The organism is Cohnella massiliensis (genome assembly GCF_900169535.1).
Classification (GTDB): domain Bacteria; phylum Bacillota; class Bacilli; order Paenibacillales; family Paenibacillaceae; genus Cohnella; species Cohnella algarum.
The window spans coordinates 819,721-842,322 of record NZ_LT821258.1 but is presented as its reverse complement, the minus strand read 5'-3'; the positions used below and the strand labels follow the sequence as shown (position 1 = coordinate 842,322).

The following is a 22,602-nucleotide window of genomic DNA, read 5'->3' as shown; positions in this document are numbered from 1 at the left end:
ATTCGTTTAGTCCAAAGATTAGCTGTTGTTGGCAGTATCGCTTAGGTTGTTTGCCGATTCGAACATGGAAGGCTCCTCGTATTCGTTGCGGTTGGCATATTGCTGAGCGACCTGTTTCCGATTTCGAACGCCAAGCTTTCGGTAAATATGCCGGCAATGTCTTTTAACGGTTTCCATGGAGATCGACATCGCCATTGCAATATTTCGATTGTCGGCTCCCTCCATCAGATATTGAAGCACTCGTTTTTCCTGGCGCGTCAATGAAGCCGAAGCAGGGAAGAGGGCATCCTCCCGCAAGCTTTCTTGAGGAAGCAGCGCCGCAATTTTCATTGCATATCGGACAAGCGCTCTGCGTCCGCTCTTCCGGTACATTTTCATATAATCCCGAAGCAACGGAACCAGAGCCTCTCCTTCATCCGCCAGCGTCCGTACATACCTTTGGGCGTGTGCAACCTCTATCGCGCGGTTCAGCTTCTCCAGCGATCTGTCGTTTTGGCCTTGAATGCGGTAGATTTGCGCCAGAATGACATTTACTTCGACAAAAAAGCAAGCCAGATTGCCGGATTCCGCCATTTGCAGCAGTTTTTCTCCCAACGTCAGGGCGTCCGTCAGTTCTCCCGCAAACAACCGCGCGCGGAGCAACGTAACGGCTTCATACATACGATCTCGCGATGGAATATGATCCGGGGGAAACGGATGACTTCGCATCCATCTTCTCACCCCTTTGAGATTCCGCTGGTTCAGGTGGAACCGGGTCTCGCACGCATCGACCAAAGGGAGTCCATGCCCTGAACGAATTCGTATCAGCTGCTCCCGTGCCTCTTGCAGTGCCGCGATCGCTTCTTCCTTGGCGCCGCTGATCCATTTCAATCTCGCCCAAGCGAGATAAGCCGGCACAAACACCCCTGGATTGCCAAATTCCAATGCGAGCTGAAGCCCCTTCCGCAAATGCTTTTCCGCTTTCGGCAATTGGTTGGTTTCGTAATAGCATTCGCCAAGCAAGACCATGAACAAAGCATAGGCCATGTCTTGCCGATCCCAATGCGACTTGAAATACGCATAACAGGTCAGCGCAGAGGACAGAACGCCGTAATACCCATATTCACCCTTAAGCAGGGAGGACGCATAAGGTGAAAAATATAAAGCCTTGCGAAAAAGCGCGCCTCCGCCCTTCAATTCATCATAGGCTTGTTTCATATAGACAGCGCCCAGGTCGGTTTCGCCCCTGGAGAAATGGATCATGGAGCGAAGGGAGGCCACATAACCGCCAAGCGATTCACCCATGATCGTGAGATTGGCCCCATTCGCACGGACCGTTTCCATTTCCAATACATCCGTCATCTGTTCGGCTGCTCCGAACCGGCGGGCATGGATCAACGCCCAGCCATACATGAAAACCAGTCCCGAATGACGCCGCAATACGTTTGCCGGGAAACGCCCGAGCAAGGCAAGGAGCGCGTCATTGTCGCTGCGCAGCAAATCCTCGGCGTGCCGCAGCATCAATTCCGCCGCGAAGTCCGGATTGCCGGATTCCAAAGCATACGTCGCCGCCTCCGCGAACCGTCCCTCCTCCTCTGCATGCAAAGCGCATTCCTTGTTCAATTTGGCGAAGGATCCGGGATCGTCCGACTTCAGCCGTTCTTGCAGCCAGGATGCGAACATCGGGAGGAACGCGTATTCGTCAGGCCGATCCTTCATGGGCAACAGAAACGGCGTTTCGCTGACAAGCGTCTCGAAGTTGACGTTGATCGCGCCGGCATGTGGCGCAAGCCGATTGATTAGCGAGCGGTTCAGACGTTTGGCCGCCGAAAGGGCCATGAGCGTCCGGGGCAGACAGGCAGGGCTTTCCCATTCGGCGAGATTTTGAAAATAAATGGATACCTCCCGCGCCGCCCTGTTGTGAAAATCGGGATCCCCATAGCTGTAGCCCGTCTTCCTGATCAGCGCCAGATAGGCGGTTACGCCTGGAAACCATCCGCCGGTGCGTTCGAAACATTCGCGTCGTTCATTTTCCTTCAAACGAATTTTGGATTTACGGAACACAAAATCGAAAATTTCCGTTTCCGTCAAGGCCAGGTCTTCTGCCTCAATCGCGCTGATTCCCCCTGCTTTGCTTTTCAGCGCTTCCATTCCGGGCAACCGCCTGCCGGAAAGCATCACATGCAATTGAGGCGGTCCGAAGCGAAGGAAAAGGTCGAGGAATCGGTGGATTTTCGGATGGCGGATATATTCGCAATTGTCCAGAATGATCATGACATGTTGTCCGCTGTCTTGAATGCGGGCCGTCCACTCCGCTGCGAGCGGTTCCAATGCATGGGTCAGAGGATCCTCTTCCTGTGCCATGATCCAATCGGAGCACCCCTTCTGATACGCGGCAGGAAGTGTCGGAATGGCATGCGACAGATAAGACAGAAAACGCCCGAGGTTGTCATCTAGAGAATCCAGCCGAAGCCATCCGAGAGGTCGCTTTTGTTTGCTTGTCCAAGCTTGCAGCAGGGATGTTTTCCCGTATCCGGCAGGAGCGGCGATCGTCATCAACCGGCGTTTCCAGCCGGTATTCAGCATCGTTTCCAGCCGATCCCGGCGAATCGGGGATTCCACTGCCTGGGGAGGGCTTGACTTCGAGCGGAATAGTCCTGCGCTTTCGTATAGAGGAGTCATCATATTTTCCATACATGCGTCTCTCATCTTTCAAACGTATTTTTCAAATTTTCGGCAGCTGTCTTGATTATATCATGAGTATCGCAGAGGGGGTGTTTTTATGTTCAAAAATATCCCCCGACAGGGGAATGGACGAGACATAATCGGAATGGCAAAATTTTAGAAAACGAATGCGATATGAAAATCAGGCCATGAAATTGGGGTGTGTATCTATGCTATTCATCAAAAGGCGAAGGGTCGTTTCTCTTATTCTGTCTTTCGTGCTGCTGTTCATTGCGGCGGCTCCATACGGTGCCGGGTCAGCGCATGCGGCGCAAACGGGAATGGGAAGCCGAATCGTGAAAATAGCCGCGGGATGGAGTCATTCGTTGACGCTGCAAGCGGACGGCACCGTCGTCGCTTGGGGAGATAATCTTTATGGTGAGACGGACGTGCCATCCAGGCTTGCCGGGGCGGCGGCGATCGCGGCTGGATGGAATTATTCGCTGGCGCTGAAGTCGGACGGCACCGTCGTCGCCTGGGGACGCAATAATTTGGGTCAAACGAACGTGCCGGCCGGGCTCACCGGGGTGGTGGCGATTGCGGCGGGATGGAATCATTCGTTGGCGCTGCGAGCGGACGGCACCGTGATCGCTTGGGGAGATAATCTTTATGGTCAAACGGACGTGCCGGCCGGGCTCACCGGGGTGGTGTCGATCGCGGCTGGAGGGCTTCATTCGCTGGCGCTGAAAGCGGACGGGACCGTTGTCGCCTGGGGAAATAATCATGATGGTCAGACGACCGTGCCATCCGGACTCACCGGGGTGGTAGCGATCGCGGCGGGAGGGTCGCATTCGCTGGCGTTGAAAGCGGACGGCACCGTGATCGCTTGGGGAGATAATAGTTTTGGTCAGGCGAACGTGCCAACTGGGCTCACCGGGGTGGTGTCGATCGCGGCTGGAGGGAATCATTCGCTGGCGCTGCGAGCGGACGGGACCGTCGTTGCTTGGGGAATCAATAGCGACGGTCAAGCGAACGTGCCGGCCGGGCTCTTCGGCGTGGCGACGATCGCGGCGGGACAGTTTCTTTCGCTGGCGCTGAAAGCGGACGGGACCGTCGTCGCTTGGGGAGACAAATTGTATGGCCAAACGCGTGTGCCAGCCGGGCTTGCGATGCCAGTCAAGGGGAATGGTGTCGCGGCTGGAGGGAACCATTCGCTGGCGCTGAAAACGGACGGCACCGTTGTCGCCTGGGGAAATAATAGTGAAGGTCAAACGGACGTGCCGGCCGGGCTCACCGGGGTGGTGTCGATCGCGGCTGGAGGGCTTCATTCGCTGGCGCTGAAAGCGGACGGCACCGTTGGCGCCTGGGGACGTAATAATTTTGGTCAAACGACTGTGCCATCCGGGCTCACCGGGGTGGTGTCGATCGCGGCTGGAGGGCTTCATTCGCTGGCGTTGAAAGCGGACGGCACCGTTGTCGCCTGGGGAAATAATCATGATGGTCAGGCGACCGTGCCACCGGGGCTCACCGGGGTGGCGGCGATCGCGGCGGGAGGGTCGCATTCGCTGGCGCTGAAGGCGGACGGCACTGTCGTCGCCTGGGGAAGTAAAAGCTATGGTCAAACGAACGTGCCACCCGGGCTCACCGGGGTGGCGGCGATCGCGGCGGGAGGGTCTCATTCGCTGGCGCTGAAAGCGGACGGCGCTGTTGTCGCCTGGGGAGATAATAGTTTAGGTCAAACGAACGTGCCGGCCGGACTCGCCGGGGTGGTGTCGATCGCGGCAGGAGGGTCTCATTCGCTGGCGCTGAAAGCGGACGGCACTGTTGTCGCCTGGGGAGATAATAGTTTAGGTCAAACGAACGTGCCGGCCGGGCTCAACGGGGTGGTGTCGATTGCGGCAGGAGGGTCTCATTCGCTTGCGTTGAGGTCGGACGGCACCGTCGTCGGCTGGGGGAACTCCGATTTAGCGGCCGTGCCGGGCAACGATAGTCTAAGCGGTTTGACGTTGCAGGAAGGCGTTTTGGAGCCCTCGTTTTCCCCTTCGGTCACTGCTTATACCTATGCTTACCTCGATCCGTCGGTAACGAGCGTGCATATCACGGCAACGCTGGCAGACCCGACCGGCGCCGAATTGTATGTCGACAATCAGCCGCAAGCAAGCGGAGACGTGGCGACCGTAAGCGTCTGGGGATCATCGACGGTCATCCCCGTTCGGGTTGAACCGTATTTGAAGCCGGCGCAGACGTATACGATCACCGTGCTGAAAGACGCTGCGCCTCCTGACGTCCAGTTCGCCGCGAACGGCAATGCGTCGCCTTCGCAAACGGCGGAAAGCACCGTAACCGTGACGGATACGCAAAGCGGCGTCGATGCTGCTTCGCTGCAATATGCCTGGACGCAAAGCGCGGCCGTTCCCACAGGCGGCTGGACGGCGTTTGCCAGCGGCGACACGCTGCGGCAGACGAGCGGAGACGGCGACTGGTATTTGCATGTCCGCGCGCAAGATCTGGCCGGGAATGTCGCCGACGCGGTATCGAACGCGTTCGTGCTGGACAACACGGCGCCGGAGCTTGCGCTCAATGGCAGCAATCCGATGAATATCCCGCAAGGCGAGACGTATACGGAACCGGGGGCGGTGGCGACGGATGCGATCGATGGCCCTATTCCGGCCTCGTCCATCGCGATTTCAGGTACCGTTGACACGGCGCGCCTCGGAAATTACCCGGTTCAATATGCGGTCACGGACCGCGCAGGGAATACCGCTTCGGTCATCCGCGATGTGTACGTGTACGACGGGGACGCGCCGGCGATTTATTTGAATGGCGCAAGTCCGATGACGGTGGAAGTGAACAGCATATTTACCGATCCCGGCGCAACGGCGCAGGATGTACAGGACGGCGATATTTCCGCTTCGATCACGGTGACCGGAACGGTGGATACGACGACACTAGGCGCTTATACGCTTTCCTATAACGTTTCCGATGCCGCAGGAAACGCCGCTGCGACCGTGATGCGTACGGTCTATGTGCGGGATATGCAGCCTCCTGCTCTCACGCTGCTCGGCGATCCCGTGATGAGCGTGCCAGTTGGCGCAGCGTTTGCCGATCCCGGAGCGCAAGCGACCGATGCCTATTACGGCGACGTCTCCGATCGCATTGTCGTGACCGGAACGGTAGATACAAGCCAAGCGGGCGAGTATACGCTTCGTTACAATGTGACGGATCCGTCTGGCAATGCCGCCGCGGAAGTTACGCGCACGGTAAAGGTAACGCAAGAGACGGGCAATTCGACATATATAACTTTCAGGCCGTTCATTGACAAAAACGGCATCATATTCGATCCGTCGGCGATTGACACGACGAAGCCGTCCGTCACGCTGGAAGTGACGCCAAAGGACAACACAGCTTATGTCAGCATTCCGGCAAGCATACTAGCCGGTTGGGAGGAGAAAAACGCCGCCTTCTTCATCGAGATCAAAACCCCTTACGGCAGCTATCAGGTGCCGGCCGATCTGGCTTCGCTGATTCCGGGGCTGACGGACTTGCTTGCCGCAAACTACCTGAAACCCGAGGATATCAGCTTCAAGATCACCTTGACCGACAAGTCCGGCGACAAGGACATCCAGGCGGCGTTGGCAAGCCGTTTGCCTAAAGGCAAAGTCTTGGGTACAATCGTGGATTTTCACATGGATATCATCAACAACAGGACGGGAAAAGCCATCGGTACGGCGGATCAGTTCGGCAAGGCGCTTACAAGAGTGCTTCCGATGCCGAAGGACATCACCGGCATGCCGGAGCAATGGGGGGCGTTCCGCTATAACGAAACAACGAAGAAGTTTGAGTTTGTCCCCGCTCAAGCGGTAAAGATCGCCGATGTGTGGTATGCGATCATTCGCTCTTATTCCAACAGCGCATACATCGTGGCGCAAAATACGGTAAGTTTTACCGATGTGCAGAAGCATTGGGGCGAGCCTTATATCCAGCTTGCTGCGGCCAAAGGACTTGTTGAAGGAGTCGGCGGCGGACAGTACGGCCCTGATAAAACCGTAACAAGAGCGGAGTTTACTGCCATGCTGGTCCGGGCGCTCGGACGCGGCGCTTCTGCCGGCAGCACAGCGCCCTATGACGATGTAAAGCAAAGCGCGTGGTATTTCGATGCGGTAGCAACGGCGAAGGATCTTGGACTACTGGACTTTGCGAGCGGGACGCGCTTCCAACCGGATCAGCCGCTTACTCGCGAGGAAATGGCCAGCATGTTAGCTGCCGTCATCGCCCTTGAAAAGCTGCCGATCCCAAAGGAAAATGTGAATCTGAACGGATACAAGGATATGGGGAATGTGGACGCGGCCTACCTGGAGGACGTTCGCCTGATGGTCAAGCTGCACATCATGACCGGCACAAGCGAGGATGCGTTCAGCCCGAAGGGGGTGACGACACGCGCCCAGGCTGCGGCCGTGCTCATCCGAACGCTGCAAGCGCTTGGCATGATCGACGGATGATCTCGCGTACAGCCTAAACAAGTTTGAAGCTTCGGGAGGGGAAGGCGTTGATGGCGAGGCGGTGTAGCCGCAAATGGATTTGGTTGACCGCATTGATTTGTTTGGCTGCGGCGACATTGGAAACACAGGGGCCGCACAAAGCTTATGCGGCATTTTCCGGCGCGGGGGACGGAACGGCCGATTCTCCCTATCTGATCACGACGGCCGCGCAGTTGGATGAAGTGAGGAACACCCCGGGAGCGCACTATCGTCTCGAAGCGGATATCGACTTGGCCGCGGCGGGGTACACAAACTGGAATCCGATCGGTTCTTGGCCTGACGCCCCGTTTACCGGTATTTTCGACGGAAACGGGCATACGATTGACGGCTTGAACATAACGGGAACGGCGAATGATGTCGGTTTGTTCGGTTATGCGAGCGGTGCCGTCATCCGCAATGTCGGATTGCTTGACGTCAATGTAGCCGGCATCATGTATGTCGGTGGCTTGGCCGGCTATTTGGTAAACAGTACGGTCGAAGATGCCTATGTGACTGGAACGATAACGGGTTCGGCTTCTGCGGGAGGGCTGGCAGGTTACTATGTGAATATCGGTTCGGGGAGCATTCACCGAACCTATGCGGCGGTTACAGCCAGCGGAGATGCGGACTTCGGCGGTCTCATCGGCCTGGCGGAAGGCGATATCCGTGTATCCCAGTCCTATTACAACAGTACGCTCACGTTCGTCTCCGCAGCGGGGATCGCAGTTTCCGAGGCGGAGATGAAGCGGAGCAGCACGTTCGAAGGCTGGAACTTTTCGCCGGGAGAGGACACGCATTGGGGGATTTTCGAGGATGAAACCTATCCGATGTTTCGCAGCACGTACGACTGGTTCGCGCTAAGCGGTCTGACGGCGGAGAACGGCGGAGACCCGATCGAACTTGAGCCGGCGTTTGCGAGCGACCAGCGCTCGTACTCCGCGCGGGTAAGAGGCGACATCCACGAGTTGACGGTGACGGCCGCGCCGAAGAACGCGTCTTCCTTGGTGCAAATTAACGGTTTGAGCGGTTCGGAGACGATTGCCTTGAACCCGGGACTCAATACGATCAATATCGCTGTGTCAGCCGGTGTCCAAGTTCCAGGCGCAAGCGCGTACCCGTTCGCTACCGACTATGAGTTAACGGTCATTCGCGAGGACGGCTCCGACCTGTACCCGCACCGCATCGAGACGGCCGATCAACTGGCGGCGATCGGAACGGGACCGTTCGACTTGGGCGATCATTACGAGCTGATGAACGATCTGGATCTGGCTGCGGCGGGGTACGCGAGCTGGGGACCGATCGGGAACGACGTCACCCCTTTTCGCGGGATATTCGACGGGAGGGGGCATGTTATTTCCCATCTCAAGATCGATGGCGACTTCTATCAAGGCTTGTTCGGATATGCGGACGGCGGCGCGCAGATCCGAAATATCGGCCTGGTTGACGCAGATGTCACCGGCTCCGGTACGGTCGGCGGCCTGGTCGGTCGGAACGATGGCCTGGTCCAGAATACATATGCGACGGGCAGTGTGAGCGGAAGATTCGATGGCGTCGGGGGCTTGGTCGGCTGGAATCGGGGGACGGTGCAAACTTCGTATGCGACGAGCGGCGTGAACGGTACGATCAGCATGACCGGCGGCCTGGTCGGTTGGAACGATGGGGGGACGGTGCGGGACTCATACGCGACGGGCCGCGTGAATGGCGGGGCGTCTCCGAATGGAACCGGCGGCCTGATTGGCCGGAACGCGGGCTTGGTGCAGACGTCGTACGCAATGGGCGGCGTGACCGGTACCGGGGAACAAGTCGGCGGCCTGATCGGTTCCAATACAGGGGGAACGGTCACGGACTCTTATTACGATCAAGATACTGCAGGACAACTGGATACCGGAAAGGGCGAAGGCAAACCGACGGAAGGCCTGACGGACCGCGCCCAGTATCCCCAGGTTGCCGACGATCCGGACGGATGGGACTTTTACCATGTATGGGGAATCTCTGCAGACCGCAATAACGGATATCCCTATCTGACCGATCTGGCGCTCACGACGGTGACTTATTACGGGAACAACGGGGATGCGGGGCTGTATGACGAAGCCTTCTATCCTCCCGGCTCAACGGTCCACGTATTGGAGCCGGACGGTTTGGCGAAGCTCGGCTATACGTTCGTCGGCTGGAATACGCAGGCGGACGGAACGGGTACGCACTACGCGGCGGGAGCGACCCTCGCGATGGGAACAGCCGACGTCACGCTGTATGCGCAATGGGAGGAGGCGGTCTATACCGTGACGTTCGATCAGAACGGCGGCGACGCGGCCCCCGATCCGGCGGCCAAGACGGCCGTGTACGGCGAGAACGTAGGCACGTTGCCGACGCCGCCGACCCGAGCGGGGTACACGTTCACAGGATGGAACACGGAGGCGGACGGGCATGGCGATCCTTTCGATGCCACGACGGCGGTGACCACGGACATCACTGTGTATGCGCAGTGGACGGCGGTGGTCTACACCGTAACGTTCGATCAGAACGGCGGCGACGCGGCCCCCGATCCGGCGGCCAAGACGGCCGTGTACGGCGAGAACGTAGGCACGCTGCCGACGCCGCCGACCCGAGCGGGGTACACGTTCACAGGATGGAACACGGAGGCGGACGGGCATGGCGATCCTTTCGATGCCACGACGGCGGTGATCGCGGACATCACTGTGTATGCGCAGTGGACGGCGGTGGTCTATACCGTGACGTTCGATCAGAACGGCGGAGAGACGGACGCCGAGCCGATGACGAAGACGGCCGTGTACGGCGAGAACGTAGGCACACTGCCGACGCCGCCGACCCGAGCGGGGTACACGTTCACAGGATGGAACACGGAGGCGGACGGGCATGGCGATCCTTTCGATGCCACGACGGCGGTGACCACGGACATCACTGTGTATGCGCAGTGGACGGCGGTGGTCTACACCGTAACGTTCGATCAGAACGGCGGCGACGCGGCCCCCGATCCGGCGGCCAAGACGGCCGTGTACGGCGAGAACGTAGGCACGCTGCCGACGCCGCCGACCCGAGCGGGGTACACGTTCACAGGATGGAACACGGAGGCGGACGGGCATGGCGATCCTTTCGATGCCACGACGGCGGTGATCGCGGACATCACTGTGTATGCGCAGTGGACGGCGGTGGTCTATACCGTGACGTTCGATCAGAACGGCGGAGAGACGGACGCCGAGCCGATGACGAAGACGGCCGTGTACGGCGAGAACGTAGGCACACTGCCGACGCCGCCGACCCGAGCGGGGTACACGTTCACAGGATGGAACACGGAGGCGGACGGAAGCGGCGATTCGTTCGACGCCTCTACGGCGGTGACCGCGGACCTGACCGTGTACGCGCAGTGGACAGCCAACGGCGGTGGAAGCAACGGTCAAGGCGGTTCACCTGCACCTACGCCATCATGCGATACCAAAGTCACTGCTACAGACGGACAGTTAACCCTTCCCGCATGTCGAGCGGGTGAGATCAGTTTGGGGGAAGCTGTCTCCGTCATCATTCCGGCAGGCGCTTCCGATAAAGACCTGACGCTGACCATAGAGAAGGCATCGGACACGCAGCTGCTTCTGACCGAAAGGGATAGAGTTGCCAGCCCGATCTATGAGATTTTGAAAACCTCCTCGGAGAACTTCAAAAAACCGGTTACGCTAATCCTTGCATTCGATCCGGCTCGTTTGAAAGAACATCAGATTCCTGTCGTATTCTATTATGATGAAGCGAAGAAGGAATGGGTGGAAATAACCGGGGGCAAGATCGAAGGCAATCGCATCGCCGTAGAGGTCGATCACTTCACCAAGTTTGCGGTGTTCGCGGTGGATCAGCCGGCGGCCGAACCTGCCCAGGAGGCGGCGGAGCCCGGGATTGTCTTCAGCGATATGGCCGGCCACTGGGCGGAAGAGAGTGTCAAGCAGGCCGTATTCGATGGAATCGTTGCAGGTTATCCGGATGGAACGTTCAGGCCGGAAAATCCGGTAAACCGCGCCGAATTTACGGTGATGCTGGTTGGCGCATTGAAGCTGGACGGAATAGGTGAGGCCCTTCACTTCATAGATCAGACAAAGATCGGTGCCTGGGCAAAACGCGAGGTCGCTCTCGCCGTGCAAGCGGGAATCGTGAACGGATACGGCAGCTTCCGGCCGGATGCGCCAATCACCCGCGCGGAGATGGCGTCGATAATCGCCAATGCGCTGAAGGCGCCTCTTGACGCAAATGCTCAAACCGGCTTCGCAGATAATGAAGACATTCCGAACTGGGCTAAGAGCGCGGTAGAAGCGATCCGCAAACTTGGCATCGTCAGCGGCCGCGGCGGCAACAAGTTCGTTCCGAACGACACGGCAACACGGGCGGAAGCGGTCGTTATGCTGCTCAGAATGTTGGAAGCTCGGGGGCAAGAATAGCTTAGAAAACATCAAGGGCCAGACCTAACATGATATTACTCAGTTTGGTCTGCCCTTCCTTTTGAAGTCATGAGCAATCCATTCATGAAGACTGATCCAACAAATGCGATCATCGTTTCCGAAGGTTTAAACAGGGGATGAAAAACGTTAGCAGATCAACCACTGGCTGCGGCTTCTTCTTGTTCAGAGGGAATATATCAAATGCAGGATTTAACAACAAACCGGCTTCGCCGATAACGAAGACATTCCGACATGGGCGAAAGGCGCGGCGGAAGCGATCCGCAAGCTTGGTATCGTCAGCGGCGGGCGGCGGCAACCATTTCTTTCCGAACGATGCGGCAACACGGGCGGAAGCGGTCGTCATGCTGCTCAGAATGCTGGAAGTTCGGGAGCAAGAATAGATCAACAAACATCAAGGGCCAGACCTAACATGATTTTACTCAGTTTGGTCTGCCCTTTCTTTTGAAGTCGATGAGCAATCGATTCATGAGACTGTTCCAACAAATGCGGTCATCGTTTCCGAAGGTATAAACAGGGATGAAAAACGTTAGCAAATCAACCACTGGCTACGCTTCTTCTTGTTCAGGGGGAATGTATCCTTAAACGGAAGGATATTTGCATTTCTGAAGCGGTACCCGCTTTGGACTCCTTGATTCAATGATTCAAGGGCAAATCGATCTTGTTTGTAAATGATGCAGGATTAAAACAGTTGCAATGAATGATCGAAAAAAATAAAGTATTCAAGAAGCGACCGACGAGTGATCATTCGCTGGTTCAGTCTTTCAATATCGTGTAGTTGATTTTCATGATTTTTGTAGTAGAACGGGTCATGCATGGACGTACAAACTAGAGAGAACAGGGCTTACCATCTTCGTCGTACCTGCCCCTTTATGTTGTAGACTCTCCGGATTTGGAAATCAATTGTCTAACAGCCTCAACCACCGTTGCGCGTCGACGTGCATGATCCGATTTCGCGGCCACCAGTTCTGCGATTTCAGGAGGTTGGGACGACCACAAAGCAGCGATGCTTTGAACGAGTATCATCAATTGTTCAGCATCAAATCGGGATGAAAGCCTTCCGTCCTCTTGAGCGGCTCGAATGACGTCGATTTTATGCCGGGCGGCATCGATGCTCCCAGGGATGAGTTGGTCGGTCCCGCCTCGCTCGAGTCGGTGCCACATGATCACGCGAGCGACTTCAGGATGCTGCTCGCTCGCATCGAACAGCTTTCCTGCATACTCGGGCAAGTCTTCTGGAATAATGGGAATATTGGTTACAGTCTCGTTAACGATAAAATGTAGCACGGCGTCGAACAATTCGTCCTTACTGCCAAAATAGGTGTATACCAGCCCTGCGCTGCACCCGGCGCGCTCGGCAATTTGATCGACCCGGCTTCCGGCCAGACCGTGAGCGGCGAATTCCTTTAAGGCGGCTTCAAGGAGTTGTCGTTTTTTCGATTCGGGATCTCTTTTTATCATGTGACCATTATACTTGAATAAACGTTCATTTGACAACCAAATCTGCTGTGTGATTTAATAAGGGAGTAATTTATTAAACGTTCATTCAATAAGGAGGGAGAAATACATGCCTGCAAAAGTATGGTTTATTACGGGAGCCTCGCGCGGATTTGGTCGCGCCATTGCAGAAGCTGCGCTTGAGCGGGGCGATCTGGTAGTGGCAACGGCGCGAAATCCGGAAACACTAGACGATCTTGTATCTGCAAGCGAAGGACGCGCCTATGCCGTTCGCCTGGATGTTACCGATGAAAACGAAGCCAAACAGGCCATTGCTTGTGGAGTAGAGAAGTTCGGTCGAATTGACGTTGTCGTGAACAACGCCGGATACGCCGACCTTGGATCGATTGAGGAAACACCGTCGGACCAGTTTCGCGCCCAAATCGAGACGAATCTGTTTGGCGTCATCAATGTCAGCCGCGTAGCGATACCGGTCTTTCGGAAGCAAATGAGCGGACGATTCATCCAGTTCTCCACCATCGGCGGACGCCGTCCGGCAGGGCCGGGACTCGCCGCATACACGGCCGCCAAACATGGCGTCGAAGGGTTTTCCGGTGTGCTTGCCGCCGAAACAAAGCCTTTTGGGGTGAAAGTTACCTTGATTGAACCCGGTGGCTTCCGTACCGACTGGGCAGGGTCCTCGATGAAGATCATTCCACCTGGTGAGCCGTATAAAGAGACGGTCGGGATATTATTGAATATATTCAACGATGCTGCCAGGACAGGGAGACTCCCCATTGGAGACCCCAAGAAAGCTGCGAACGTTATCCTCAAAGTGGCCGACATGGAAGAGCCGCCGCAATGGCTCCCTTTGGGCAGCGATGCAGTGAATATGATCCGGCAGGCCGACGAATTGAAGCTCGCAGAACTGGCCAAATGGGAAGAACTCTCGCTCTCTACGGACGCCGACGATGCCGTCCATCCCGACCTTAGTAAGCTATAAAGTTAATCCTGCCATAGGCTCGATTCGGTACGAAAGAGAGGCAACTGAATGCGGTAATGGCAGGATTGACCAGCAGTGATTGGATTTCATTCCTAACGGGCATGCATGACTATCTGATCAGTTGTCCCGATATATCGATAAAGCGAAACAGGAAAAAGGCAAACCAGTTCGAAAGACTGGGACGCAAAGCCACGGGTCTTCTGCCTTCGTGCAATGATCGCCGGGTTACCCTCTCTATTGCTGTCAGTTAAAAGGCACGGCCTTTCGAGGGTACGTGTCTTTTTTTTTTGCGCTTTCAGAACAATCAACGAGGTGATGAAAAGATGGAGGAGCGTGCAAGTTATGCCGTAGAAATTGATGAAGTCGTGCGTTGGAAAGAAGGGAAGATACAAGTTTTGCTGGTGGACAGCGACCCCATTTGGCAACAACGGATGGCGGAGCTGATCAATGCAGAGCCTGATATGAATATATTTCATATTGCAACAAATAAGGAATCGGCCATTCGAGCGTGTGAGCAATTGGATTTAGACGTCATGATTCTTGATCTGGTATTACATTCATCGCAACAAGATGGACTCTATACAATTTCCGAAGTTCTGAAAATTAAATCGATGCCAATCATTATCTTGACCTGCCTCTATGAGTCTGAAATCATTGTGGAAACTATGCTGGCCGGGGCGATCAATTACATTACCAAGATCAACTATGCGGATGTCGCAAACGCCGTAAGGGAAGCCTATCGGGGACAATCTTCCCTTCATGCCGATGTTGCATCCATAATCCGTAATGAAATTGGTCTTGATAAGCGGAAAGAATTACATCGTATATTGACGCCCACTGAAAAAGAGATCTTGCAGTTGATCGGGTGGGGCTATAAACAGCCGGTAATTAGAGAGTTGTTAGGCGTCACAGAGAACACCATGAAATCGCACGTTCGTAACATCATTCGAAAATTCAATGCTAGCTCCATTCATGAAGCAGCCGAAAAAGCGAAACGAAGAGGCCTGTACAATCGGCAAGACCGAATCACGTGTTAGCGATTCACACTGATTCGAGTCATTTTGTGTTCATTCGACATTTTATGAACTGATCGTGTGATGAAAAAATCACCCTCCATATTTAAGCATTTTATAGGTAAAATGGAGGGTGTAAATGGAGATTTTTAGGAGAATACGACCGGAGGTGAGAGTCATAAAAAGAGGAATAAAGGTTGTGAATATCGTACCTTGTCAACATCTGCGAATCTCGAGATGAAGGGTAGATGACGATGGAAATGGAGAGTGAAAAATGTAACTGGCCGAAAACGATAAGAAAGCATGTATCACAAGGAGGACTTTGTGATGTCGCAGACCAAGTACCCATTCCTTATCAGAAAGTTGAATCATGGCTGAAGTCCTATAAAGACTGGAAAGCGAGATTGAAGTATGTTCAATCCGAACTCACTCACATCCCAGAATTGACGCGCACCCTGCATATGGTTGCGGCTCATAGCAGAGGTAGAAAACAGGAAACGGTATTGCGAACGGTCATTCGACGCATACAGATCACTGAACATGAAATCCCATTGTTGCTATCCAGAATTAGTCTGATCGACTACGCTCTTACGGCGCTCACCTCGGAAGAAGGCTTATTTGTTCGTTTGAGATATATTGATAATCTTGCATCCTCAGATGCCATAAGTCGCCTGGCGCTTTCCCGCCGCGCGTACTTTTATCATCGGAAGCGAATTTTACGCAAAATCTACATGAAAATCAAAGATCGGGCGTTTTTGCTGGATTTGGAGTCGTCTCAAGCAGATTGAATGAATTCAGAAGACGCATTGCACATAGATTTGTCCCCCGTACTCAACTTTGAGGATCGGAGTGCCGGTGTCGCATCGAACATGCCGAACGCTGCACTGGTTTTGCCTTTTTTTGCACTAACTATGCACGCCATATGCACTTGTTTCATGTTATGTTGATAATGTGGACAGACAGTGCCATGGTAGCAACGATAAATATGTGTGATTACTCACTTTTATCAAGCGTCGTTTCTTTCCCTGATGCCCAGCGGAAGGAATTACGGCGCTTTTTTATATTGTTCATGCAGTTGTCGGCTAAATATCGGATGCCAAGGAGCTGAACGAAACAAGGGCAGCGCCATACATCATAGCCCACTTAATTTCTCACACGGTGTTGCCAGGTGAGAAAGAGGGTGAAGGCGATGTATGCTTATTGCTCATAACTGCAATCGGCGAAAATATCGGCAAGAATATAATTCAATTTCACAATCAGACCTAGTCGCAACCGAGCGTGGACGCGCTCTGCGGCAAGGTCCTATTTGTTTTTTACAGCTGTTATACAAAGGCATAAAAGGCAGCGTTGGCTGTCGTTCTCCCCCCTCTGTTTTGGTTTGCCAACAAACCAAAATGGAGGGACATGAATGAAAAAGATGAATTTGCGGGATATGTATCCTTTTTTAAAGTCGGATGTATGGGTTGATGTAGACGAAGAGATTGCCCATGAAATGCGGCGCTTCGACTTGGAGGAAAGCGCCTACAGACTGCGAACGTATCGCCATCGGGCCTATTATTCGCTTGATCGCAACGATGGGATTGAGCAGCATGTTTTATTTCTTTCGATTTCACCGGAGGAGTATTACGAGCGCAAACTTTCAAGGCAGCAACTTTATGAAGCTATGTGCCTTTTGCCGGAGAAATCTGCCAGGCGGATTTACGCCCATTATTTCTTGGGCATGAGCAAAGTCGATATTGCCAGGGCCGAAAATGTCGATGAGCGGGCGGTTCGTAAATCGATTCAACGAGGCTTGAAACAAATGGAATACTTGCTCAAAAACATGTAATCGTTTCGTGGGAGGGTCCGATTTTCCTGCCAAAATGAACGGTTATATAGAGGACCATGTTCAGACAGCGGCTGGTTGCAACCAGCCGCTGCACTATACACGAAAGGGGTATGCGATGATGCAACAGGTTCGGTTTCGAGATGATGAACACGAGAGGTTTTATGTTCAGATGCTGGATGAAAGGAAATGCAAAGACGGCTATCACCGAGCACTGTTCTATACATTGGGCATTTCCCTAGAAACCAGAAGTCATATCCGCGATTTGTATGATTTTGCTAATGGCGGCATTAGGCCCGAAGGCCTTTCGGCCCCTTGGCAAACCGGCAGTACCATTCGAGTGTGCCGGCTCGCCTTTAATTTGTGGAACGGCTGGACCGAAGCAGGGGGCGAACGTTACTCCACTCCCCACGAACTATTCGATTGCAGCTATGCCCCTTACTTTTTTGAAGCGATTCATCTTCGTTATCCCGAATATTGCCGAAATCACGAGAGAACGATCAATCGGCTGGCCGAACAAATTCGCTGAATGGCTACCAACGACGGGAGTGAAATGGGACGATGAAGGAAATTAAAACGAGGAGTGTTGTGAAAGACATCAAACGTTTGGACAGATTCCCGAACGTATTGCATCGTGTAAGGCGTTCAACCGCTCGTGCCAAGCGGAAGGTTGATCATGACAAGACGACTTCCCATTCTCCAGTTGAATATGCGCAGCGCCATTCCGCAGCGGCTACGAAAAAAACGATACGCGTCCATATGGGGATGAGTCTGCGTATCAACAAGAGATTAATCCGACACATTCTAAAAAGGCAGCTGTTGTCTGAGGGTGATTCTGTCGCAAGTCATAGCTCGCTTGATGTTAATGCGGAGCCTTCGCTAACGCGTACACCGCGACTTGCCCGTAGCTTACGTCTCCGTAGGCCGATTGATGGAAAATACGTCTTGTCTACTGGTTCGCATTCAGGAAAACAACGATTTATTCGAAGCTGGGCCAATGCCCGGCTTCTGTATCGTTCTCGAACAGGCAGCTTTCCTGAGCGGATGCAGAAAAGGGATATCGGACATCCAAAACCGGCCGGGAAGAAGGAAACATTCTCCGCCGCGGTATCTCGTTCAGCAAATGGACGCGTGAACCAGCTAAACCGAGCCTCGTCTACATTAGTGAAACAATCAGGTCATGCGATCAAACGGAAAGTACGAAATTTCAAGATGTTATCGCCATTTATAAAAAATGGGCATCGGGTAGATCACACTAACAATTATTCGGATGCTCAAACTGAAGGGAGAATGAATGCCGTCAAGGAAGCTCAGCGGGCTGCGCAGATGGTGGTGTCTGCTCGCCGATCCATCCAGACTGCGCGAGCTGCCGCGAGATTGAATCGCCTTATCGTTAAAATGGTTGTAAGAGCCACTGCCTTGCTTGTCAAGGGATTGACAGCGCTTTTGGGATTCAGCGGTTCGGTAATTGTAGTTATGTGCATTGTCATGGCGATAGCCGCTGTCATTTCCTCTCCGTTCGGTATCTTTGTGTCCGGTGAAAATACGGATGCCGATGTAAAGCCGCTTACCCGAATCGTTCAGGAAATAGAGGATGAATTCGCCGCCCGACTGGTAGATATACAGCAATCCGCTGGCAATGTAGACCGGGTGGAATATCATTATCCCGGCAGCGCGGACAATACGCGAATCGATAACTGGATGGACATTATCTCCGTCTTTGCCGTGAAGACCGTCACGGATTCGGAAAACGGAATGGATGTGGCTACGCTCGATGCAACAAGAATCGGTATCATCCGTTCGGTGTTTTGGGATATGAATTCGCTGGAATCTCGTGTTGAGACAATAGAACATAAGGAAACGGTTACTGTCGAAAAGGAGGACGGGAGCACCGGCGAAGAGACGGTTACCCGATATGAGCGCATTTTGCATATTACGGTCATTAGCCAAACTGCGGAGCAACAGGCAGAAATATATCGCTTTACAAATGAACAGATAGATTTAATGAAGGAAATGCTGTCCGAGGAGTTCCGCCCGCTCATGTATGCAATGCTTGGAAAAGATACGGATATTGGCTTGACGCCGGAGCAGCTTGATTTGGTTCAACAGCATTTGCCCGAAGGCGAATTGGGCAGTGAAGCCGTCAAATTGGCGCTGACTCGTCTAGGCGATCCGTACAGCCAACCGAAGGCTGGACAGGATAACTATACGGATTGCAGTTATCTTGTCCAGTGGGTTTATCGTCAGCTCGGCATTAACTTGCCGCGAACCGCGGCGGAACAGGCTCGTTATTGTTTGGAAAACGGATTTATTGTAAGCTTTACGGATCTAGCAACCGGTGATTTGGTTTTTTGGAGCTATGAAAGCAATGGGCGATTTATGAATATTACTCATGTCGGCATTTATGCCGGTAACGGCAAAGTAGTTGACGCTTCCTCCAGTAGAGAACAGGTCGTGTACCGCGACTTGTTTGATTCAGATAAACAGGTGTTGTTCGGCAGGCCGAGTCTTTCTGATTTTTCGCAACAAGATTCCCCCCTGTCGGCACAAAAATAGCGAAAGCAAGAACCAACGCCAAAAATGGCGCAACGGTGCGGATGTGACGAATTGGCCAGGTTACGGGTGAGCGCTCATTTTTGTATTACTCTGGTTTATTTCCTGCATTCGGGTCTGCAATAAAATCAGTCTAATAGTCTGTATATTTTAATTCCGTTACCATACCAGACGAAGCATGATGAAGATCGTGACAATGGAACATCCAGTTCCCTTCATTATCTGCTTCAAATGCAACAACGTATTCTTCGCCCGGCTTCAAATTCAACGTATCCTTAATAACGGGGGACCCTTCAAGCGGTTTCCCGTTTTTGTTTAGGACTTGGAAGAAGTGCCCGTGTAGGTGCATCGGATGGTCGTCGCTTTTCGAGTTATTGACAAGGCGAACTTTGACGGTATCTCCTTTTTTGACGTTTATCGGATCGGTATCCGGGAATGTTTTTCCGTTTATGGTGTAGACCATTTCTCCGTTTTTCATTTCGGTGTTCAAATTCATCGTATATTCCAACGTATACTCCTGATCTAACGTAAAGTTAGCTTTGGCCGGTTGGCCGTATCGGCTCATATCGACAATCGTCAGCTTCTCCGATTCATTCGCTTTGTCGGAACCCGCGGCAGCTCCTTCATAAGCGATCGTCGCTTTCATTCCTTTAACAGCAGGATTGTCGCCATGGTCCTCGATCAACCATTTGCCTGGATTGTTTGCGACAAATTCGATATCGTAACGCTCTCCTGGAGCAATACTTATCACATTATCTTTCAAGATACCCGGATTGTTTATCGGCTGCCCATCGGTAGCAATAACTTTGAATTCATGTCCGTGTAAATGAATTTGATGAGACAAATAGCCTGCATTGATCAAACGGATTCGGACTTTATCTCCCTGTTTGACAGGGAGCTGATCCAGCAACGAACCGGATTTTCCATTTATGGTGTACAGATCGTACATGCTCATATCATGTCCTATATTCATCGTACTGTGATCCATACCGGACATATTGCCGCCAGACATGTTCATGCCGGACAATTCCCCGGAGCTCATCCATTCATCCAGCATCAACGTGTAATCGCGGTCCACTTTTTCCTCGTTTTTACCTTCTATAACGAAAGAACCGTACAGTCCACGATCCAACTGATTTACACTATCCTGATGTGAATGGTACCAGTAGGTGCCGGGGACATCCGCTTTAAACTCGTACGTGAACGATTGGCCCGGTTGAACCGCATTTTGCGTTACACCCGGTATGCCGTCCATCGCGTTTGGTACGGGAACGCCGTGCCAATGAATGGTGACTGGCTCGGGCAATTGGTTCTTTAAATTAATCTTTACGGTATCCCCTTGCTTAACTCGTATTTGCGGACCGGGAACCGAATTATTAAACGTCCAGACAGGCAAAGTTTTGCCGGGGGCTATTTCCTGATTGCTTACGGAAGCCGTTAAATTAATTTCTTTTCCCGTTAGAACAGCTGGCTTCACCGTCTGCCCATCTGCCATCTTTGAGGATGCTTTTGTTCCCTCCATTTTCATTTTTGAGTGATCCGTTTCTCCTGCTGAACCAGAATCCATATTCATTTTGGAATGATCTATTCCGTTCATTGAACCGGAACATCCTGCCAATACAACGGATAAAGCACCGATTGCAAATATGCTTTTAAACTTCCAACTAGCCATGAGTTATCATTCCTTTCTGTATTAACTAGCCGATACATCAATCATATCCGGTTCATATGTAGAACTTTTGAAGAAACGGGGAAGAGAAATCCGGCACACAATTTGTTAAATAGGCATATGCTGATACAAAAATTTGAGGAGATTTGGATGAAGGATATTAGCGCATTCTGCCAACAGTTTGCTCTTATACTTGGCGGGAATGGGAAAGTGGAACACGGCGTCTGTATGGTGAACCGAGATCGCTCGCATATTAACGTAAACATATTGGGAAGGCCGAGCCAATCCGGTCTTGCTCTCCATTCCATGTGGTCCTTTGAATCGATGGACGCCCAAGGAAGAACATTGAACTTAGGAGAAACAGCTCTCCTTCAGGATGAAGCTTATCCATTTACTTGGCATTTACAGAGAAACGGGATTATGTTATCCGCCTTGCACAATCACTGGTTAATGGACCATCCTCATCTCGTTTACGCACACTATGCCTCTGTTGAGGAGCCGCTTTCCTTTGCAAGAAAAGTCGCGGAGGCGTATAAAGTGCTAAAATAATTTTTTTATGAGTTTAATGAAACTGGGACCCTTAACCTGCTTAAGGGCTCGGTTTTTTATTTTCCCGTTTAGAAACGAACACTTGCCAAGGAAACACAACATCTCTACACAGATTCTTCATATGTTACGATTAGACTTGACTAACACCATATAGGGGGGCCTGCTTTAAATGAGGGTTGTTTTATTTTCGATTGGAGACTTTCCTGTAAGGGCGTACGGAACTGTGATTGCAGCCGCGATCCTTCTTTCGTTAGGGGTAGCCTTTTATCTTGCTAAAGGTACGGAGTACCGAAAGCATCTTTGGGATGTCGTTATTTATGTGATTCTGGGAGCTATTGTTGGAGCTCGTTTATGGGAAGTTGTGTTCTTTGAGGGAGCATACTATTCTCAGCACCTTATCGAGTCGTTTGCGATTGGGAAGGGCGGCTTATCCATCCAAGGAGGGCTTATTGGGGGATTTACAGTAGGTCTTATTTATTGTTGGCGAAAAAAAATTAATTTCTGGTAATTTGCAGACATCATGGCACCTGCAATCGTATTTGGCCAGGGAGTGGGAAGAATCGCTTGTTTATTAAATGGGGATGCTTTTGGATCGCCAACCGGTTCGAATTTTGGGCTTGTCTATCCACCAGGAACGATTGCGTATGAAACGTATGGTTCTCAACCGTTATGGCCGGCAGAAGTGTGGGAGGGTCAGTGGGACTTTATTGTATTTGGAATTTTGCTTATCCTTAAAAACTGTTTTTGGCCCCGGGGCTTTCTTTTCTTGTCTTATAATATTTTGTATTCGCTTGGGCGCTTCATGCTGGAAATGCTTCGGGGGGATACGCCTAGATATTTGTTTGATTTTACCGCGGCGCAATGGACAAGCGTGACAGTTATCCTCATTTCTCTTGTGTTCATGGAACTATTTTTATGAGAAGAAACCTCGGGCCCTTT

Annotated in this window: 12 protein-coding genes, 1 pseudogene and 1 riboswitch; of the genes and pseudogenes, 10 read left to right on the top strand and 3 right to left on the bottom strand. The window is 52.7% G+C overall.

Annotated elements, in window-relative coordinates; all coding sequences use genetic code 11:
* Positions 1-18 precede the first annotated feature (18 nt).
* Complete coding sequence (locus B7E11_RS13375) at positions 19-2,535, bottom strand: LuxR C-terminal-related transcriptional regulator (protein WP_176220734.1); 2,517 nt, start codon at positions 2,533-2,535, stop codon at positions 19-21.
* 338 nt (positions 2,536-2,873) lie between these two features.
* Here B7E11_RS13375 and B7E11_RS28970 point away from each other — a divergent pair, with 338 nt between their 5' ends.
* A complete protein-coding gene (locus tag B7E11_RS28970) occupies positions 2,874-7,142 on the top strand; it encodes an RCC1 domain-containing protein (RefSeq protein WP_176220733.1) in 4,269 nt (1,422 codons plus the stop codon).
* Positions 7,143-7,192: 50 nt separating this feature from the next.
* Positions 7,193-11,596, top strand: a complete 4,404-nt coding sequence (locus B7E11_RS13315) for an InlB B-repeat-containing protein (RefSeq protein WP_080835080.1) — start codon at positions 7,193-7,195, stop codon at positions 11,594-11,596.
* Between the two features lie 888 nt (positions 11,597-12,484).
* On the opposite strand, the gene B7E11_RS13310 is transcribed toward B7E11_RS13315, so the two are convergent.
* On the bottom strand, positions 12,485-13,111 hold the full coding sequence (locus B7E11_RS13310) for a TetR/AcrR family transcriptional regulator (protein WP_139787173.1): 627 nt from the start codon (positions 13,109-13,111) through the stop codon (positions 12,485-12,487).
* 70 nt (positions 13,112-13,181) lie between these two features.
* On the opposite strand from B7E11_RS13310, the gene B7E11_RS13305 reads away from it, so the two are divergent.
* The 6 genes from B7E11_RS13305 (at position 13,182) to B7E11_RS29980 (ending at position 19,448) form a co-directional block, all read left to right on the top strand.
* Positions 13,182-14,054 (top strand): SDR family NAD(P)-dependent oxidoreductase, encoded by an 873-nt coding sequence (locus B7E11_RS13305; protein WP_080835074.1) that lies wholly within the window; start codon positions 13,182-13,184, stop codon positions 14,052-14,054.
* A 147-nt stretch (positions 14,055-14,201) separates the two neighbouring features.
* A riboswitch (cyclic di-GMP riboswitch) is annotated at positions 14,202-14,287 on the top strand.
* A 90-nt stretch (positions 14,288-14,377) separates the two neighbouring features.
* Positions 14,378-15,091 carry a response regulator transcription factor gene (locus B7E11_RS13300; RefSeq protein ID WP_080835071.1) on the top strand — a complete coding sequence of 238 codons (714 nt, stop codon included), beginning with the start codon at positions 14,378-14,380 and terminating at the stop codon, positions 15,089-15,091.
* A 224-nt stretch (positions 15,092-15,315) separates the two neighbouring features.
* Positions 15,316-15,855 (top strand): hypothetical protein, encoded by a 540-nt coding sequence (locus B7E11_RS13295; RefSeq protein WP_139787172.1) that lies wholly within the window; start codon positions 15,316-15,318, stop codon positions 15,853-15,855.
* A gap of 620 nt (positions 15,856-16,475) precedes the next feature.
* Positions 16,476-16,895 carry an RNA polymerase sigma factor gene (locus B7E11_RS13290; protein WP_080835065.1) on the top strand — a complete coding sequence of 140 codons (420 nt, stop codon included), beginning with the start codon at positions 16,476-16,478 and terminating at the stop codon, positions 16,893-16,895.
* 115 nt (positions 16,896-17,010) lie between these two features.
* Positions 17,011-17,421, top strand: a complete 411-nt coding sequence (locus B7E11_RS13285) for a DUF6075 family protein (protein WP_245809707.1) — start codon at positions 17,011-17,013, stop codon at positions 17,419-17,421.
* Between the two features lie 32 nt (positions 17,422-17,453).
* A complete protein-coding gene (locus B7E11_RS29980) occupies positions 17,454-19,448 on the top strand; it encodes a C40 family peptidase (RefSeq protein WP_213084138.1) in 1,995 nt (664 codons plus the stop codon).
* Positions 19,449-19,578: 130 nt separating this feature from the next.
* On the opposite strand, the gene B7E11_RS13275 is transcribed toward B7E11_RS29980, so the two are convergent.
* Positions 19,579-21,117 carry a multicopper oxidase family protein gene (locus B7E11_RS13275; protein ID WP_245809706.1) on the bottom strand — a complete coding sequence of 513 codons (1,539 nt, stop codon included), beginning with the start codon at positions 21,115-21,117 and terminating at the stop codon, positions 19,579-19,581.
* 147 nt (positions 21,118-21,264) lie between these two features.
* Between B7E11_RS13275 and B7E11_RS13270 the strand changes: the two genes are divergently transcribed.
* Both B7E11_RS13270 and lgt read left to right on the top strand, forming a co-directional pair.
* Entirely contained in the window at positions 21,265-21,663 is a 399-nt protein-coding gene (locus tag B7E11_RS13270; protein ID WP_080835584.1) for a DUF1259 domain-containing protein, read from the top strand.
* A gap of 169 nt (positions 21,664-21,832) precedes the next feature.
* Positions 21,833-22,582, top strand: a pseudogene (gene lgt / locus B7E11_RS13265) (prolipoprotein diacylglyceryl transferase).
* The last annotated feature ends 20 nt before the right edge of the window (positions 22,583-22,602 follow it).

Coding starts and splice junctions, on each gene's coding strand:
- B7E11_RS13305 (WP_080835074.1), top strand. CDS start 13,182: ATGCCTGCAAAAGTATGGTTTATTACGGGAGCCTCGCGCGGATTTGGT.
- B7E11_RS28970 (WP_176220733.1), top strand. CDS start 2,874: ATGCTATTCATCAAAAGGCGAAGGGTCGTTTCTCTTATTCTGTCTTTC.
- B7E11_RS29980 (WP_213084138.1), top strand. CDS start 17,454: ATGAAGGAAATTAAAACGAGGAGTGTTGTGAAAGACATCAAACGTTTG.
- B7E11_RS13295 (WP_139787172.1), top strand. CDS start 15,316: ATGACGATGGAAATGGAGAGTGAAAAATGTAACTGGCCGAAAACGATA.
- B7E11_RS13300 (WP_080835071.1), top strand. CDS start 14,378: ATGGAGGAGCGTGCAAGTTATGCCGTAGAAATTGATGAAGTCGTGCGT.
- B7E11_RS13270 (WP_080835584.1), top strand. CDS start 21,265: ATGAAGGATATTAGCGCATTCTGCCAACAGTTTGCTCTTATACTTGGC.
- B7E11_RS13375 (WP_176220734.1), bottom strand. CDS start 2,535: ATGACGATCGCCGCTCCTGCCGGATACGGGAAAACATCCCTGCTGCAA.
- B7E11_RS13315 (WP_080835080.1), top strand. CDS start 7,193: ATGGCGAGGCGGTGTAGCCGCAAATGGATTTGGTTGACCGCATTGATT.
- B7E11_RS13275 (WP_245809706.1), bottom strand. CDS start 21,117: ATGGCTAGTTGGAAGTTTAAAAGCATATTTGCAATCGGTGCTTTATCC.
- B7E11_RS13290 (WP_080835065.1), top strand. CDS start 16,476: ATGAAAAAGATGAATTTGCGGGATATGTATCCTTTTTTAAAGTCGGAT.
- B7E11_RS13285 (WP_245809707.1), top strand. CDS start 17,011: ATGATGCAACAGGTTCGGTTTCGAGATGATGAACACGAGAGGTTTTAT.